Source organism: Pseudomonas sp. PsB, assembly GCF_043658375.1.
Lineage (GTDB): Bacteria > Pseudomonadota > Gammaproteobacteria > Pseudomonadales > Pseudomonadaceae > Aquipseudomonas > Aquipseudomonas putida_Z.
The window spans coordinates 136,367-150,538 of sequence record NZ_JBIGLU010000003.1; the positions used below are offsets into that span (position 1 = coordinate 136,367).

The window sequence follows — 14,172 nt, forward strand, 5'->3', positions numbered from 1 at the left end:
GCTCCTACAGGGGTCCGCGCCACCTCTTGATGTGTGGCGCAAGAATCCAGCTGTTGTGGGAGCCTCCCATGTTGAACACCCTTCTACCGATCCTGCTGTTCGCTGCCCTTGGCCTGGCAGTGCTCGGCGCCCTGCGCCGGGTGCGCATGTGGCGGCGTGGCCGGCCGTCCAAGGTCAACCTGATCGGCGGCCTGCTGGCCATGCCGCGCCGCTACCTGGTGGACCTGCACCATGTGGTCGAGCGCGACAAGTACATGTCCAAGACCCACGTGGCCACCGCTGGCGGCTTCGTGCTGTCGGCCGTGCTGGCGATCCTGGTGCACGGCTTCGGCCTGCAGAGCAAAATCCTCGGCTACGCGTTGCTGGTGGCCACGGTGATCATGTTCAGCGGCGCCATCTTCGTCTTCAAGCGCCGCCTCAACCCGCCTTCGCGCCTGTCCAAGGGCCCGTGGATGCGCCTGCCGAAGAGCCTGCTGGCGTTTGCCGTGAGCTTCTTCATCGCCACCTTGCCGGTCGCCGGCATCCTGCCGGCCAACACCGGTGGCTGGGTGATGGTGGGCATTCTCGGCCTGGGCGTGCTGTGGGGCGTGTCGGAGCTGTTCTTCGGCATGACCTGGGGCGGCCCGATGAAACACGCCTTCGCCGGTGCCCTGCACCTGGCCTGGCACCGCCGCGCCGAACGCTTCGGCGGCGGCCGTTCCACCGGCCTCAAGCCGCTGGACCTGGAAGACCCGAACGCGCCGCTGGGCGTGGAAAAGCCGGTGGACTTCACCTGGAACCAGCTGCTGGGCTTCGACGCCTGCGTGCAGTGCGGTAAATGCGAAGCCATGTGCCCGGCCTTTGCCGCCGGCCAGCCGCTGAACCCGAAAAAGCTCATCCAGGACATGGTCATCGGCCTGGCCGGTGGCACCGACGCGCAGTTCGCCGGCAGCCCATACCCGGGCAAACCGGTCGGTGAGCATGGCGGCCACCCGCACCAGCCGATCGTCAATGGCCTGGTCGACGCCGAAACGCTGTGGTCGTGCACCACCTGCCGTGCCTGCGTCGAGGAATGCCCGATGATGATCGAGCACGTCGATGCCATCGTCGACATGCGCCGTCACCTCACCCTGGAAAAAGGCGCCACCCCGAACAAGGGCGCCGAAGTGCTGGACAACCTGATCGCTACCGACAACCCAGGCGGCTTCGCCCCTGGCGGGCGCATGAACTGGGCCGCCGACCTCAACCTGCAACTGCTGTCGGAGGTGAAAACCACCGAGGTACTGTTCTGGGTCGGTGACGGCGCCTTCGACATGCGCAACCAGCGCACCCTGCGCTCGTTCGTCAAAGTGCTCAAGGCGTCGGGCGTGGACTTTGCCGTGCTCGGCCTGGAAGAGCGCGACAGTGGCGACGTGGCGCGCCGTCTGGGCGATGAAGCGACCTTCCAGCAACTGGCCAAACGCAATATCCAGACCCTGGCCAAGTACAAGTTCCAGCGCATCGTCACCTGCGACCCGCACAGCTTCCATGTGCTGAAGAACGAGTACGGCGCCCTGGGTGGCGACTATCAGGTGCAGCACCACAGCACCTACATCGCCGAACTGATCGCGGCCAACAAGCTCAACCTCGGCCAGCACAAGGGCGGCAGCGTCACCTACCACGACCCGTGCTACCTGGGCCGTTACAACGGTGAGTACGAAGCTCCGCGTGCCGTGCTCAAGGCCCTGGGTATCGAAGTGCGCGAGATGCAGCGCTCGGGCTTCCGTTCCCGTTGCTGCGGCGGTGGTGGCGGTGCGCCGATCACCGACATCCCTGGCAAGCAGCGTATCCCGGACATGCGCATGGACGACATCCGCGAGACCGAGGCCGAGCTGGTGGCCGTGGGTTGCCCACAGTGCACCGCCATGCTCGAAGGTGTCGTCGAACCGCGCCCGCAGATCAAGGACCTGGCCGAACTGGTGGCCGACGTGCTGATCGAAGAGGACGCACCCTCTGCCCCAAAGCCGCAAACGGCCAAACGTGAACCTGCGGAGGTGCACTGATGAGCGACATTATCCGCCGCGACCCACGCGCCGAGTGGATCGCCCGTAACCGTCTGCACCCGCTGCATGCAGCGATGCAGACGCAGCAGACCAGCTGGATGGGGCCCAACGGCCTCATCCGCAAGAACCCCCATGCGATTGCCGCAGGCTTCATCGGCCCGGCCGGCATCAAGCGCATCGACCGCAGCGGCGCCCAGCAGGGCACCGCCGTGGGCGGGCGACGCACGGCGGCGGCCGAGGTCAAGCTGCCGCTGCACCAGGTGCCGGCGCCGGCGTTCTACATCGCCGTGGTGCCGGACATGGTCGGTGGCCGCCTGAGCAGCCACGACCGCGACCTGCTCGGCCTGGCCCACAGCCTGGCCGGCAGCGACGGTGCGGTGCTGGCAGTGGTGTTTGGCGAGCACAAGGAAAGCAACTTTTCCACAGCCGGGGTCGACCGCCTGCTGGTCATCGAAGGCGAGGCTTTCGAAGGTTATGCACCGGAGCAACTGGTACAAGGCCTGCGGGCTGTGGATAACCAGTTCACCCCGCGCCACTGGCTGCTGCCCGACAGCCGCACCGGTGGTGGCGAACTGGGCCGGCGCCTGGGCGCGGCACTGGGCGAGCGCCCGGCGACGCGGGTATGGCAGGTCAAGGACGGCCAGTGCATCGGCCGTGCCGGTGCCGGCCAGCAAGACCTGCAGCGCGCCGTACCACGCTTGATCCTGGCGGCGGCCGAGTGCGCCGAGCCGGTCAGCGAAACCCGTCACGAAGCGCTGCCGGTGGAGTTGTCCACAAGCGTGGCGCGCAGCCTGTCGCGCATCGAAGACCTCGGTTCGGTGGCCGTGGACCCGGCCACCATTGCCATGGCCGAAGCCGAGTTCATCGTCTCGGGCGGCAACGGGGTCAAGGACTGGGACCTGTATCACAAGGCCACCGCGGCCCTTGGCGCCACCGAAGGCGCCTCGCGGGTGGCGGTGGACGACGGCTTCATGCCGCGCAACCGCCAGGTGGGTGCCACTGGTACCTGGGTTACCGCGCGGGTCTACGTGGCTGTGGGTATCTCGGGCGCGATCCAGCACCTGCAGGGCATCGGCGCCTGCGACAAGGTGGTGGCGATCAACATGGACCCGGGCTGCGACATGATCAAACGGGCCGACCTGTCGGTAATTGGCGACAGTTCGGCGATTCTCCAGGCACTGATCGAGGCTGTGGACAACTACCGCAGCGGCGGCCAGCGCGACGCGGCATAAGGGCACGAGCATGAGTACGAAAGTGATCAGCCTGGTTTCCATCGGTGCCCACCCCAGCTCCGGCCGCGCTCGCCGCGCCGAGCAAGATGCGCGCGCCGTGGAGCTGGGTTTGCAGCTGGCTGGGGATAACTTGCAGGTGGTGCATGCCGGCGACCCACGGGAAGAGGCGCTGCGCGCCTACCTGGGGATGGGCCTGGACCATCTGGATGTGCTGGAGCAGCCGGCTGGTGCCGATGTGCTGGGCGTGCTCGGGGATTACCTGCGCGATGCCGGGGCACAGCTGGTGCTGACCGGTAGCCAGGCCGAGACCGGCGAAGGGTCGGGCATGTTGCCGTTCCTGCTGGCCGAAAAGCTCGGCTGGCCGCTGATTGTGGGGTTGGCTGAAGTGGAGTCGATCGACAACGGCACCGCCCAGGTATTGCAGGCGCTGCCGCGCGGTCAGCGGCGTCGGCTGAAGGTGCGCCTGCCGTTGCTGGCGACTGTGGATAACGCAGCGCCCAAGCCGCGCCAGAGCGCTTTCGGGCCGGCGCGTCGGGGTGTACTGGCGGCGCGCAACGTGGCCATCGTCGAAGACGAACTGCTGGCCGAAGCCGAGCTGCAACCGGCCCGCCCGCGGCCCAAGCGGCTTAAGGTGATCAAGGCCAAGAGCGGTGCCGACCGGATGAAAGCGGCGACGGCCAAGGCCAGTGGTGGCGGTGGCAAGGTGTTGAAGGACGTTTCTCCACAGGAAGGCGCCGAGGCCATCCTCAAGCTGCTGGTGGAAGAGGGCGTGCTGCGCTGAAGCTGGAGGATTGGAGATTTCTCTGTGGGAGCGGCCTTGTGCCGCGAAAGGGCCGCGTTAGCGGCCCCATCCATTTCTGCAGTGACTAAAAACCCGGGGCCGCTGCGCAGCCCTTTCGCGACACAAGGCCGCTCCCACATTCCGTACTCAGAACCGAGCGAGTGCTTTTGCCCACCAAATCTGTTCGTCAAGGTGTGGATAAAGTGTTTGTGCTTCGCTGCAGGCCTCTGGATTCAAGCGTTACGAAGATTTGGGCAAAAAGTGATCATGATCTGCTTCTGCTCTACAGATGTGGCAAGGATCGAGGTTTTCTCGCGTTATCCACAAGCACTTTCAGTCGCGCGAAGTTTTGCACACAATCTCTGTTGGTGTCCTTGTGGATAAGGTGTACGGAATTCTCTACAGGCAAGGTTTCATAAGGCCTGCATGGGATTGATCAAATAATGATCAATCCGCCTAGTATTTTTGCCAGTACCCACATTTTCACGCTATCGCTAAGGTATCCACAAGATCCGGGAACTGTGGATAAACCATGTCGAAGCTATTGTTAAGCACTGATCGGCAACAGTCAGTGATGTGGGGGAGACCGTCCGAACCGCGTGCGTATTCACCCTATGGTGACTCGAAATCTACTCCGACACCAAGTCTGGCTTTTTGCGGCCAATATCGTGATCCATTGACTGGTAATTACCCGCTGGGGAACGGCCGTCGTTACTACAGCCCGGTCCTGATGCGGTTTATCTCGCCTGACTCGCTAAGCCCATTCTCCAGGGGCGACATCAATGGATACGCCTATTGTGGCGGTGATCCCGTGAATCGGCATGACCCAGGTGGTGCGGAATGGTACTTCGTTGGGCTTAGGGCTGGCTTTACGGTATCCAGCGCCACCACGGGGCTTGGAGCGGTTATACGCACTGCTCGTAATATTGTGGGGCGCAGGCGCGATGTGAAAATTACGCGAGGGGAAATCCTACGGCCCGAGAATTATCAGGGCCATAAGGAGCTGAGTGATAAAGATAGAATCGCGAATATGCATCACTTCTTTACAGGCGTCGCTGGTGTAACGGGTAACGTATACAGTTTTGTCGTAGGCGATGTACCTAGAGCGCAGACGGTAGGCGATATAGCCGGCATCACGGCCGTGTATACGAATACTGTGGGCGGTTGGACAGGAAACTTCGATGGACTCTCGGAGGTGCTGGGCTACCTGAAGGCATATCCGACAGAGACTCCTATGATACTTTTAGAGACTCTAGCGGATGTCACAATGTTGCCAGATGCACTGAATAACGCAGGCCTTATGTTGATAGCAGCTGCAAATAAGATAAGGAGGACGAACCCGCGACCCCACAGTGTTCAGGTGTAGCATTGATTCGTAGACACAACTGGTTGCCTGACGCACTCTGCCTCGCAAGCAGGCAGAGCGCTGTCAGGTTACTGATTACTTATTGCGCCTGCACTTCCTTCAGATACGCCGCCGGCTCCGCCCCCAGGTTGTTCAGCAAGCGCTGGCTGTACCAGTCAATGAAGTTGACCACGCCAAACTCGTAGGTCTTCGAGTATGGCCCAGGCTGGTACGCAGTGGAGTTGATACCACGCTGGTTCTCTTCGGCCAGGCGGCGGTCCTGGTCGTTGGTGGCGTCCCACACCTTGCGCATGTTCTCGGGGTTGTAGTCCACACCCTCTACGGCATCCTTGTGCACCAGCCACTTGGTAGTGACCATGGTTTCCTGGGCGCTGATCGGCCACACGGTGAACACGATCATGTGGTCGCCCATGCAGTGGTTCCAGGAGTGCGGCAGGTGCAGGATGCGCATCGAGCCCAGGTCCGGGTTCTTGATACGGCCCATCAGCTTCTGGCAGGCCTGCTTGCCGTCCATGGTCATCGACACGGTGCCCTTGAGCAGCGGCATGCGCACGATGCGGTTACGCAGGCCATGGCTCTTGTGCAGGTACGGGATCTTCTCGGCTTCCCAGGCGGCAGCGGAGGCGGCCACGTGGTCCTTGAATTCCTGGCTGGCGCGCGGGTCGTTGGTGTCGTCCCATTCCAGCAGGGTTTGCAGCAGCTCCGGGTGCGAACCGTTGCAGTGGTAGCACTCGCGGTTGTTTTCCAGCACCAGCTTCCAGTTGGCCTTTTCCATCAAGGTGGTCTGTACCGCCACCTTGGTGTTTTCCATGTCGTACGGTTCCATGTAGTGGTCCAGGGTGGCCAGGAACTCGTCGATGGCAGGCGGGTTTTCCGCCAGGCTGATGAAGATGTAGCCGCCGGCGACCTTCACGTTCACAGGCTTCAGGCCATACTGGTTCATGTCGAAGTCGGCACCCATTTCGGTACCGGCGAACAGCAGGCGGCCGTCCAGCTCGTAGGTCCACTGGTGGTACGGGCAGACCAGCTTGGCCACCTTGCCCTTGTCGCTGACGCACAGGCGCGAACCGCGGTGGCGGCAGACGTTGTGGAAGGCGTGCACCTTACCTTCGGCGCCACGCACCACGATGATCGGGTTCTTGCCGATCTGCAGGGTGATGTAGTTGCCCTTGGCCGGGATCTCGCAGGTCATGCCGGCGATCAGCCATTCCTTGTGGAAGATCTCCTGCATGTCGATCTGGAACAGACGCTCGTCGGTGTAGAAAGGCTGGGGCAGCGAGTAGGTGCGCTCGCGGGTCTGCAGCATCTCGGCGGTGGCCTTGCGTGCAGGTTCCAGTGGATCGCCCAGGCTCAGGGTTGCGGTGACGTCCATCGTGTATTCCTCGGGGCCGTGTGCGGCCGGCAAAAGGTGGCTAATCGTTGTTGTGGTGCCGCAAGGCTGCTTATCAAGAAACAGCTGGTTGTTTTGCCGTGGAGTGTGCGTCCGAAGGCGTCATGAACCGTATCCATGGGCGACATGGCCGATTTGAATTACGACGCGCCAGCCCTTGCAGCGCGGGGCTGGTCGCGATAAGCACGCCGATGTCGCTGGCAGGAATGTACGTCGTCTTCAGCTTGCGCATTATCCAAGCCATAAAAAGGCCAATAGTCGGCTGCTGGAGATGAACATGTCCGATACCTTCCTCAATCCGGTCACTACCCAGACCTGGGCCAACGGCCGTCACATCGTGCGCTGCGTCAAGGTCATCCAGGAGACCTGGGACGTGCGCACGTTCTGCTTCATGGCCGATCAGCCGATCATGTTCTTCTTCAAGCCGGGGCAGTTCGTCACCCTGGAGCTGGAGATCGAAGGCAAGCCGGTGATGCGTTCCTACACCATCTCCAGTTCACCGTCGGTGCCCTACAGCTTCTCGATCACCGTCAAGCGTGTACCGGGCGGCCTGGTGTCCAACTTCCTCCACGACACCATGCACGAAGGCGCCGAGCTGCCGGTGCACGGCCCGGTGGGGCTGTTCAACGCTATCGATTTCCCGGCGCAGAAGGTGCTTTACCTTTCGGGCGGTGTCGGGATCACCCCGGTCATGTCGATGGCGCGCTGGTTCTACGACACCAACGGCAATGTCGACATGGTGTTCGTGCACAGCGCCCGTTCGCCGAAGGACATCATCTACCACCGCGAGCTGGAGCAGATGGCCTCGCGCATCCCCAATTTCAGCCTGCACATCATTTGTGAAAAGCATGGACTGGGTGAGCCGTGGGCGGGTTATCGCGGTTACCTCAACCAGCGCCTGATGGAGCTGATCGCGCCGGACTACATGGACCGCGTGGTGTTCTGCTGCGGCCCGACGCCATACATGACTGCGGTCAAGCGCATGCTCGAAGCGGTCGGCTTCGACATGAAGAACTATCACGAGGAATCGTTCGGCGCGACGCCGCCCGAGGCCAAGGCCGATGCGGTGGAGCATGCCGAGCAGGCTGCCGACGCGCCGGAACTGGATGCGGCCGATCTCAACCTGGTGGAGTTCATCGGCAGCGAGAAGAGCATCCGCATCGCCCCGGGCGAGACCGTGCACGCGGCGGCGGCCAAGGTTGGCCTGATGATCCCGAAAGCCTGCGGCATGGGCATTTGCGGCACCTGCAAGGTGCTCAAGCTGGGCGGCGAAGTGGAGATGGAACACAACGGCGGCATTACCGAAGAGGACGAAGCCGAGGGCTACATCCTGTCGTGCTGCAGCGTGCCGAAAGGGGATGTGCGGATCGATTACTGATCTGAAATTGCAGGGGGCTGCTTTGCAGCCCATCGCGACACAAGGCCGCTCCTACAGGGGATTGCGTACTTCCTGTAGGAGCGGCCTTGTGTCGCGATGGGCCGCAAAGCGGCCCCAGTTTTTTCAAGTACGGAACCGCGCCACCAACCCATTCAGATCCACGGCCAACCGCGACAACTCCGCACTCGCCGCACTGGTCTGATGCGCCCCGGTAGCACTCTGCACCGACAGGTCATTGATGTTCACCAGGTTACGATCCACTTCACGCGCCACCTGCGCCTGCTCTTCCGCCGCGCTGGCAATCACCAGGTTACGCTCGTTGATCTGCGCCACCGCCCCGGCGATGGTGTCCAGCGCCATGCCTGCGCCACGGGCAATGTTCAACGTGGATTCGGCACGCTCGGTGCTGGTGCGCATCGATTCCACCGCTTCTTCCGTACCGCCCTGGATACTGCCGATCATCCGCTCGATCTCGCTGGTCGACTGCTGGGTACGATGAGCCAGCGCCCGCACCTCATCCGCCACCACGGCAAAGCCACGGCCCGCCTCACCGGCACGTGCCGCCTCGATCGCGGCGTTCAGCGCCAGCAGGTTGGTCTGGTCGGCCAGGCCACGGATCACGTCCAGCACCTTGCCGATATCGCGTGACTGTTCGGCCAGGTGAGTGATCAGTTTGGCAGTGGCCTGCACATCGCCACTCATGCGCTCGATGGCACCCACGGTCTCCATCACCAGGTCACGTCCATCACCGGTGGAGCGGCTGGCTTCACTGGACGCTTCCGAGGTGCTCACGGCATTGCGCGCCACTTCTTCCACGGCGCTGGTCATTTCAGTTACCGCAGTGGCAGCCTGCTCGATCTCGTTGTTCTGCTGCTGCAGGCCACGGGCACTTTCGTCGGTGACGGCATTCAACTCTTCGGCCGCCGAGGCCAGCTGGGTGGCGGAGCCGGCGATCTGTTGCAGCGTATCGCGCAGCTTGTCCTGCATGCGGGCCATGGCACGCAGCAGGCGGGCGGCTTCGTCGGTGCCTTCGGCGCGGATGACGTGGGTCAGGTCACCGTCGGCGACCTGTTCGGCGCTTTTGAGGGCTTCTTCGATCGGCTTGACGATACTGCGGGTCAGCAGCAAGGCGCAGACGAAAGTCAGCACGGTGGCGGCGACCAGCAGGCCGATCACCAGGGCGAAGGCAGCGTCGTACTGGTTGGCGGCCTTCTCATTGGTGGCGCGGGTCTGGTCCGTGTTGATGCGCACCAGGGTGTCCATGACCTTGTTGATCTGTTCGGAGTTTGCGAGCAGGTCGCGGTTGAGCAGGTCGCGCAGTTCGTCGGTGCGGTCGGCCTGGCTCAGGCTGCGCATGCGCGACTCAAGTTGGCGGTACTGGTTGAGCAACTGGCCGTACTGGTCGAACGCAGCCTGTTCGTCGGCGGCGCCGATCAACGGCAGGTAGGCCTGGCGTGCACGGTCGATCTGGCTGTTGCGCTCGTCCAGCAGGCTCAGGGTCTCGCGCTGGGTCGCCGGCTCGCGGTTGAGCAGCAGGCGGTAGGAGAGGGTGCGCATGCGCAGGTTCAGGGCGGTGAGTTCGTCGAGGATCTTGATGCTGGGCACGCTGACCTGTTCGATGACGACGCCAGCCTGGCGGATGTTGCCCATCTGGATGAGGGAGAAGATGCCGAGGCCAAGCATCAGCAGGCCGATGAGCGCGAAGCCGAGCAGCGCGCGCGGGGCGATGTTCATATTACGTAGAGACATGAAGGGACGATCCAGGCAAAGGGAAAAGGGTGCGCAAAGTGCGACAGAACATGACTTGCCGGGCTATCGGTTGTGACTGCTCAGTCTTGAGTGCTGTTGGCGAAAATTGTGAGGTTGCTAACCTTTTCCTGACCGGCGGTTGACCCATGTCGGAACAAGGGGGTGGTTCCTCTGTCAATCTGCGGGTTAGACACCTTGTGAATCCGATATTTAATGGCGATGGGCCGTACTTTTCTTTATCGTGTGCGCCCCTCGCAACAACCTGAGATAGACCCATGCTGGAAGCTTCCCTGAACGAAATCGAGCAACTGGTCAGCGACCTGATGCAGAAGAACGCTCAACTCACCGAGCAGAACACCGTCCTCGGCCAGGAACTGGCCCAGGCCAAGGAAGAGAACGAAACCCTGCAGCTGTCGCTGATGGAGCAGGAAGAGAAGAACGGCAGCACCGCCGCACGCCTGCAGGCCCTGCTCGAGCGCGCCAACGCCGGCGTCGTAGGCGCATGACACTGCGAGCGCAGCCGATCAATGTCGTGTCGATCCTCGGCAACGACTATTCGATCAAGGCGCCTGAAGGCCAGGAGGCGACCCTGGCCCAGGCGGTGCAGATGCTCAACACCGCCCTGGCCCAGACCAAGCGTCAGTACCCGACCCTGATCGGCGACAAGCTGCTGGTGCTGGCCGCGCTGAACCTGTGTTCGCGGCAGATCGAGCTGCAGGATGAGCATCGCAAGACGCTGGAGCGTACCCAGGCGCAGATCGACGCCACGGTGGACGCCATCGTGCGGACCATAGCCGAACAATAAGGTCTTGCATCGACCTCTGTGGGAGCGGGTTCACCCGCGAATGCGTCAGTGCATTCAGCATCGCATTCGCGGGTAAACCGCTCCCACAGGGTATCTGATTGCTTCAGGTCACTGGATTAACTGGATACGCAAGTGTATACACTTTCCGCAAAACAATAATTATGCGGGGAGTAGAGACATGCGTATCTGGCGCAAGAGCATCCAGTGGCAGTTGATCACCAGCATGGGTGCCGCCCTGCTGGCGAGCATCCTGGTGGTGGTCATCATTTTCACGGTGGCGCTAAACCGCCTCACCGAACGCTACCTGGTTGATACCGCGCTGCCCGCCAGCATCGAGGCCATCCGCAACGACATTGAGCGCATGCTCGGCCAGCCGCTGGTGGCGGCGGCGGATATTGCCGGCAACACCCTGCTGCGCGACTGGCTTGCCGCCGGTGAAGACCCCGCCCAGGCCGCTCCATTCATCGAATACCTGACCGCCGCCAAGCAGCGCAACCAGGCCTTCACCACCTTGTTCGTCTCGACCGAAACCGGTCACTACTACAACGAGAATGGACTGGACCGTACCCTCAGCCGCAGCAACCCCAAGGACAAATGGTTCTACGGCTACATCGACAGCGGCGCCGAACGCCTGATCAACATCGACATCGACGGTGCCACCGGCGAGCTCGCGCTGTTCATCGACTATCGCGTGGAAAAGAACGGCCAACTGGTCGGTGTGGCTGGCATGGGCCTGCGCATGACCGAACTGTCGAAGCTGATTCATGACTTCAAATTTGGCGAGCACGGCAAGGTGTTCCTGGTGCGTAACGATGGCCTGATCCAGGTTCATCCGGACGCTGCCTTCAGCGGCAAACGCCAGCTCACCGAACAGCTCGGCGCGGATGCCGCCAAGGCGCTGATGACCGGCGGCGAAGGCCTGCGCAGCAGCCGCTTCAGCCGTGACGGCGAAAGCTACCTGGCGCTCGGCCTGCCCCTGCGCGACCTCAACTGGACCCTGGTGGCCGAGGTGCCGGAGGAGGAAATCTACGCGCCAATGCACCAGGCGGTATGGCTGACCAGCCTGATCGGTGGTGCCGTGGCCCTGGTATCGCTGCTGCTGGTGGTGCTGCTGGCGCGTGGCCTGGTGCGGCCGATCCGCCGCGTCACAGCGGCGCTGGTGCAGATTGGCAGTGGCGCGGGCGACCTCAGCCACCGGCTGGACGATTCACGCCAGGACGAACTGGGCGACCTGGCGCGTGGCTTCAACCGCTTCCTCGACAGCCAGCGCCGGTTGATCGGCGAGGTATTGCACACTTCCGAGCGGCTGCACCTAGCGGTCGAGCAGGTGACACAGGTGGTGGACAACACCGCCGAGCGTTCCGGGCGCCAGCAGGAAATGACCGAAATGGTCGCTACCGCCGTGCACGAAATGGGTTTGACCGTGCAGGACATTGCTCGCAATGCCGGCGATGCGGCCCAGGCCTCGCAGTCGGCGAGGGACGAAGCCCTGCAGGCGCGTGAAGTGGTGCAACGCTCGATCCGTGGTATCGAGGGGATGTCGGGTGATATCGGCAAGGCGGCAGATGCAGTCAGCCAGCTGGCCGATGAAGTGGCCTCGATCGACGAAGTTCTGGCGGTTATTCGTAGCATTTCCGAGCAAACCAACCTGCTGGCGCTGAATGCTGCCATCGAGGCGGCCAGGGCAGGGGAGATGGGCCGTGGGTTTGCCGTGGTGGCCGATGAGGTGCGTACCTTGGCCCGGCGCACGCAGCTGTCCACCGACGAAGTGCAGCAGATGATCCAGCGCTTGAAGCAGGGCGCGGGTTCGGCGGTGAGTTCGATGCAGGCGGGGCAGCAGGCGACGGGTAGCGGGGTGGAGTCGAGCCAGCGCACCGGGGCGTCATTGGGGGCGATCACTGACCAGGTGGAGCACATCAGCGACATGAACCATCAGGTGGCTACTGCGACCGAAGAGCAGTCGGCGGTGACCGAGGAGATCAATCGTACGGTGCAGGGGATTTCCGACCTTGCTCGGGAGACCGCGGCAGAGGTGCAGGGCTGTCGCGAGGAGTGCCAGGCGCTGCGTGGCTTGGCGGATGACCTGGCGCGGCAGATGGGTGGGTTCAGGCTTTAGATCAGTGTTGGCTTCTTCGCGGGCTTGCCCGCTCCCACAGGTACTGCACAGCTCTCGACGGCTGCGATATTCCTGTGGGAGCGGGCATGCCCGCGAATGCGGCCTGTCAGGCGCTGATGATGCTGCGGATATCCGCCGCCAGTTCGCGCACCCGCTCTTCCTCGGTATCCCACGAGCACATGAACCGCGCCCCGCCACTGCCAATGAAGGTATAGAACCGCCACCCCCTGCCGCGCAGTGCTTCGATCGCGTGCTCCGGCATCTGCAGGAACACCCCGTTGGCCTCAACCGGGAACATCAGCTCCACCCCCGGCAAGTCACTCACCAGCGAGGCGAGCAACTGCGCACAATGGTTGGCATGCGCGCCATGGCGCAGCCAGGCGCCATCTTCCAGCAGGCCCACCCAAGGCGCCGACAAGAAGCGCATCTTCGATGCCAGCTGCCCGGCCTGCTTGCAGCGGTAGTCGAAGTCCTCGGCCAGTTGACGGTTGAAGAACAGGATCGCTTCGCCCACCGCCATGCCGTTCTTGGTGCCGCCAAAGCACAGCACATCGACGCCGGCCTTCCAGGTCAGCTCTGCCGGGCTGCAGCCCAGGAACGAACAGGCATTGCTGAAGCGTGCGCCGTCCATGTGCAGGTTCAGCCCCAGCTCCTTGCAGGTAGCGCTGATCGCTTTCAGCTCGTCGGGGCGATAGACGGTGCCCACCTCGGTGGCCTGGGTAATGGTCACCACCCGTGGCTTGGGGTAGTGGATGTCCTGGCGCTTCAGCGCCACTTCGCGGATCGACTGCGGTGTCAGCTTGCCGTTGACGCTGGGCGCGGTCAGCAGCTTGGAGCCGTTGGAGAAGAACTCCGGCGCACCGCACTCGTCGGTTTCGACGTGGGCGGTCTCGGAGCAGATCACGCTGTGGTAGCTCTGGCACAGCGAGGCCAGGGCCAGGGAGTTGGCGGCGGTGCCGTTGAAGGCGAAAAACACCTCGCAGTCGGTTTCGAACAGCTTGCGGAAGTATTCCGCGGCGCGTTCGGTCCACTGGTCGTCGCCATAGGCGCGGTCGTGGCCATGGTTGGCCTTTTCCATCGCTGCCCAGGCTTCGGGGCAGATGCCGGAATAGTTGTCGCTGGCGAATTGTTGGCTCTTATCTGTCATGACACTGTCCTGTGAACGACGCAGAACAGCACTCTAAACCATCGATTCAGCAGTTGCCTATACAAGCTGTGCATGGGCTGATGGCTGTGTTGTCTGTGCCGGCCTCTTCGCGGGCACGCCCGCTCCCACAAGGACCGCGCAGGCCAGGAACCATGGGCCTGTGCAGATCCCTGTGGGAGCGGGCGTG

At 62.8% G+C, this 14,172-nt stretch carries 11 protein-coding genes and 1 pseudogene; 9 read left to right on the forward strand and 3 right to left on the reverse strand.

Annotated elements, in window-relative coordinates; all coding sequences use genetic code 11:
• The first annotated feature begins 68 nt into the window (after positions 1-68).
• The 4 genes from dgcB to ACGLHT_RS06940 all read left to right on the forward strand — a co-directional run bounded on the left by dgcB (position 69) and on the right by ACGLHT_RS06940 (position 5,400).
• On the forward strand, positions 69-2,021 hold the full coding sequence (dgcB, locus tag ACGLHT_RS06925) for a dimethylglycine demethylation protein DgcB (RefSeq protein WP_025337384.1): 1,953 nt from the start codon (positions 69-71) through the stop codon (positions 2,019-2,021).
• The gene (locus tag ACGLHT_RS06930; RefSeq protein WP_039613190.1) at positions 2,021-3,253 is read left to right on the forward strand and encodes an electron transfer flavoprotein subunit alpha/FixB family protein; all 1,233 of its coding nucleotides are present in this window, start codon (positions 2,021-2,023) and stop codon (positions 3,251-3,253) included. The genes dgcB and ACGLHT_RS06930 overlap by 1 nt, the downstream gene beginning before the upstream one ends.
• A gap of 10 nt (positions 3,254-3,263) precedes the next feature.
• Complete coding sequence (locus ACGLHT_RS06935; RefSeq protein WP_003257512.1) at positions 3,264-4,034, forward strand: electron transfer flavoprotein subunit beta; 771 nt, start codon at positions 3,264-3,266, stop codon at positions 4,032-4,034.
• 574 nt (positions 4,035-4,608) lie between these two features.
• Entirely contained in the window at positions 4,609-5,400 is a 792-nt protein-coding gene (locus ACGLHT_RS06940; protein ID WP_249352864.1) for an RHS repeat-associated core domain-containing protein, read from the forward strand.
• Positions 5,401-5,479: 79 nt separating this feature from the next.
• Here ACGLHT_RS06940 and gbcA read toward each other — a convergent pair whose 3' ends face one another.
• Positions 5,480-6,772, reverse strand: coding sequence for a glycine-betaine demethylase subunit GbcA (gene gbcA / locus ACGLHT_RS06945; protein WP_137162803.1), 1,293 nt, complete (start codon positions 6,770-6,772; stop codon positions 5,480-5,482).
• Between the two features lie 295 nt (positions 6,773-7,067).
• Here gbcA and gbcB point away from each other — a divergent pair, with 295 nt between their 5' ends.
• On the forward strand, positions 7,068-8,168 hold the full coding sequence (gbcB, locus tag ACGLHT_RS06950) for a glycine-betaine demethylase subunit GbcB (RefSeq protein ID WP_015268654.1): 1,101 nt from the start codon (positions 7,068-7,070) through the stop codon (positions 8,166-8,168).
• A gap of 123 nt (positions 8,169-8,291) precedes the next feature.
• Here gbcB and ACGLHT_RS06955 read toward each other — a convergent pair whose 3' ends face one another.
• Positions 8,292-9,917 (reverse strand): methyl-accepting chemotaxis protein, encoded by a 1,626-nt coding sequence (locus tag ACGLHT_RS06955; RefSeq protein ID WP_085691997.1) that lies wholly within the window; start codon positions 9,915-9,917, stop codon positions 8,292-8,294.
• A gap of 275 nt (positions 9,918-10,192) precedes the next feature.
• Between ACGLHT_RS06955 and ACGLHT_RS06960 the strand changes: the two genes are divergently transcribed.
• The 4 genes and pseudogenes from ACGLHT_RS06960 to ACGLHT_RS06975 all read left to right on the forward strand — a co-directional run bounded on the left by ACGLHT_RS06960 (position 10,193) and on the right by ACGLHT_RS06975 (position 12,838).
• Positions 10,193-10,423, forward strand: a complete 231-nt coding sequence (locus ACGLHT_RS06960) for a hypothetical protein (RefSeq protein ID WP_274120053.1) — start codon at positions 10,193-10,195, stop codon at positions 10,421-10,423.
• On the forward strand, positions 10,420-10,722 hold the full coding sequence (locus ACGLHT_RS06965; protein ID WP_003257516.1) for a cell division protein ZapA: 303 nt from the start codon (positions 10,420-10,422) through the stop codon (positions 10,720-10,722). The genes ACGLHT_RS06960 and ACGLHT_RS06965 overlap by 4 nt, the downstream gene beginning before the upstream one ends.
• A gap of 223 nt (positions 10,723-10,945) precedes the next feature.
• Positions 10,946-11,974: pseudogene (locus ACGLHT_RS06970) on the forward strand (cache domain-containing protein); the annotation flags it as partial.
• A gap of 135 nt (positions 11,975-12,109) precedes the next feature.
• Positions 12,110-12,838, forward strand: a complete 729-nt coding sequence (locus ACGLHT_RS06975; protein WP_371257959.1) for a methyl-accepting chemotaxis protein — start codon at positions 12,110-12,112, stop codon at positions 12,836-12,838.
• A 106-nt stretch (positions 12,839-12,944) separates the two neighbouring features.
• Here the strand turns inward: ACGLHT_RS06975 and ACGLHT_RS06980 are convergent, their stop codons facing one another.
• Positions 12,945-13,985, reverse strand: coding sequence for a low specificity L-threonine aldolase (locus tag ACGLHT_RS06980; protein ID WP_075044361.1), 1,041 nt, complete (start codon positions 13,983-13,985; stop codon positions 12,945-12,947).
• Positions 13,986-14,172: the final 187 nt, after the last annotated feature.

Coding starts and splice junctions, on each gene's coding strand:
- dgcB (WP_025337384.1), top strand. CDS start 69: ATGTTGAACACCCTTCTACCGATCCTGCTGTTCGCTGCCCTTGGCCTG.
- ACGLHT_RS06930 (WP_039613190.1), top strand. CDS start 2,021: ATGAGCGACATTATCCGCCGCGACCCACGCGCCGAGTGGATCGCCCGT.
- ACGLHT_RS06935 (WP_003257512.1), top strand. CDS start 3,264: ATGAGTACGAAAGTGATCAGCCTGGTTTCCATCGGTGCCCACCCCAGC.
- ACGLHT_RS06940 (WP_249352864.1), top strand. CDS start 4,609: ATGTGGGGGAGACCGTCCGAACCGCGTGCGTATTCACCCTATGGTGAC.
- gbcA (WP_137162803.1), bottom strand. CDS start 6,772: ATGGACGTCACCGCAACCCTGAGCCTGGGCGATCCACTGGAACCTGCA.
- gbcB (WP_015268654.1), top strand. CDS start 7,068: ATGTCCGATACCTTCCTCAATCCGGTCACTACCCAGACCTGGGCCAAC.
- ACGLHT_RS06955 (WP_085691997.1), bottom strand. CDS start 9,917: ATGTCTCTACGTAATATGAACATCGCCCCGCGCGCGCTGCTCGGCTTC.
- ACGLHT_RS06960 (WP_274120053.1), top strand. CDS start 10,193: ATGCTGGAAGCTTCCCTGAACGAAATCGAGCAACTGGTCAGCGACCTG.
- ACGLHT_RS06965 (WP_003257516.1), top strand. CDS start 10,420: ATGACACTGCGAGCGCAGCCGATCAATGTCGTGTCGATCCTCGGCAAC.
- ACGLHT_RS06975 (WP_371257959.1), top strand. CDS start 12,110: ATGGTCGCTACCGCCGTGCACGAAATGGGTTTGACCGTGCAGGACATT.
- ACGLHT_RS06980 (WP_075044361.1), bottom strand. CDS start 13,985: ATGACAGATAAGAGCCAACAATTCGCCAGCGACAACTATTCCGGCATC.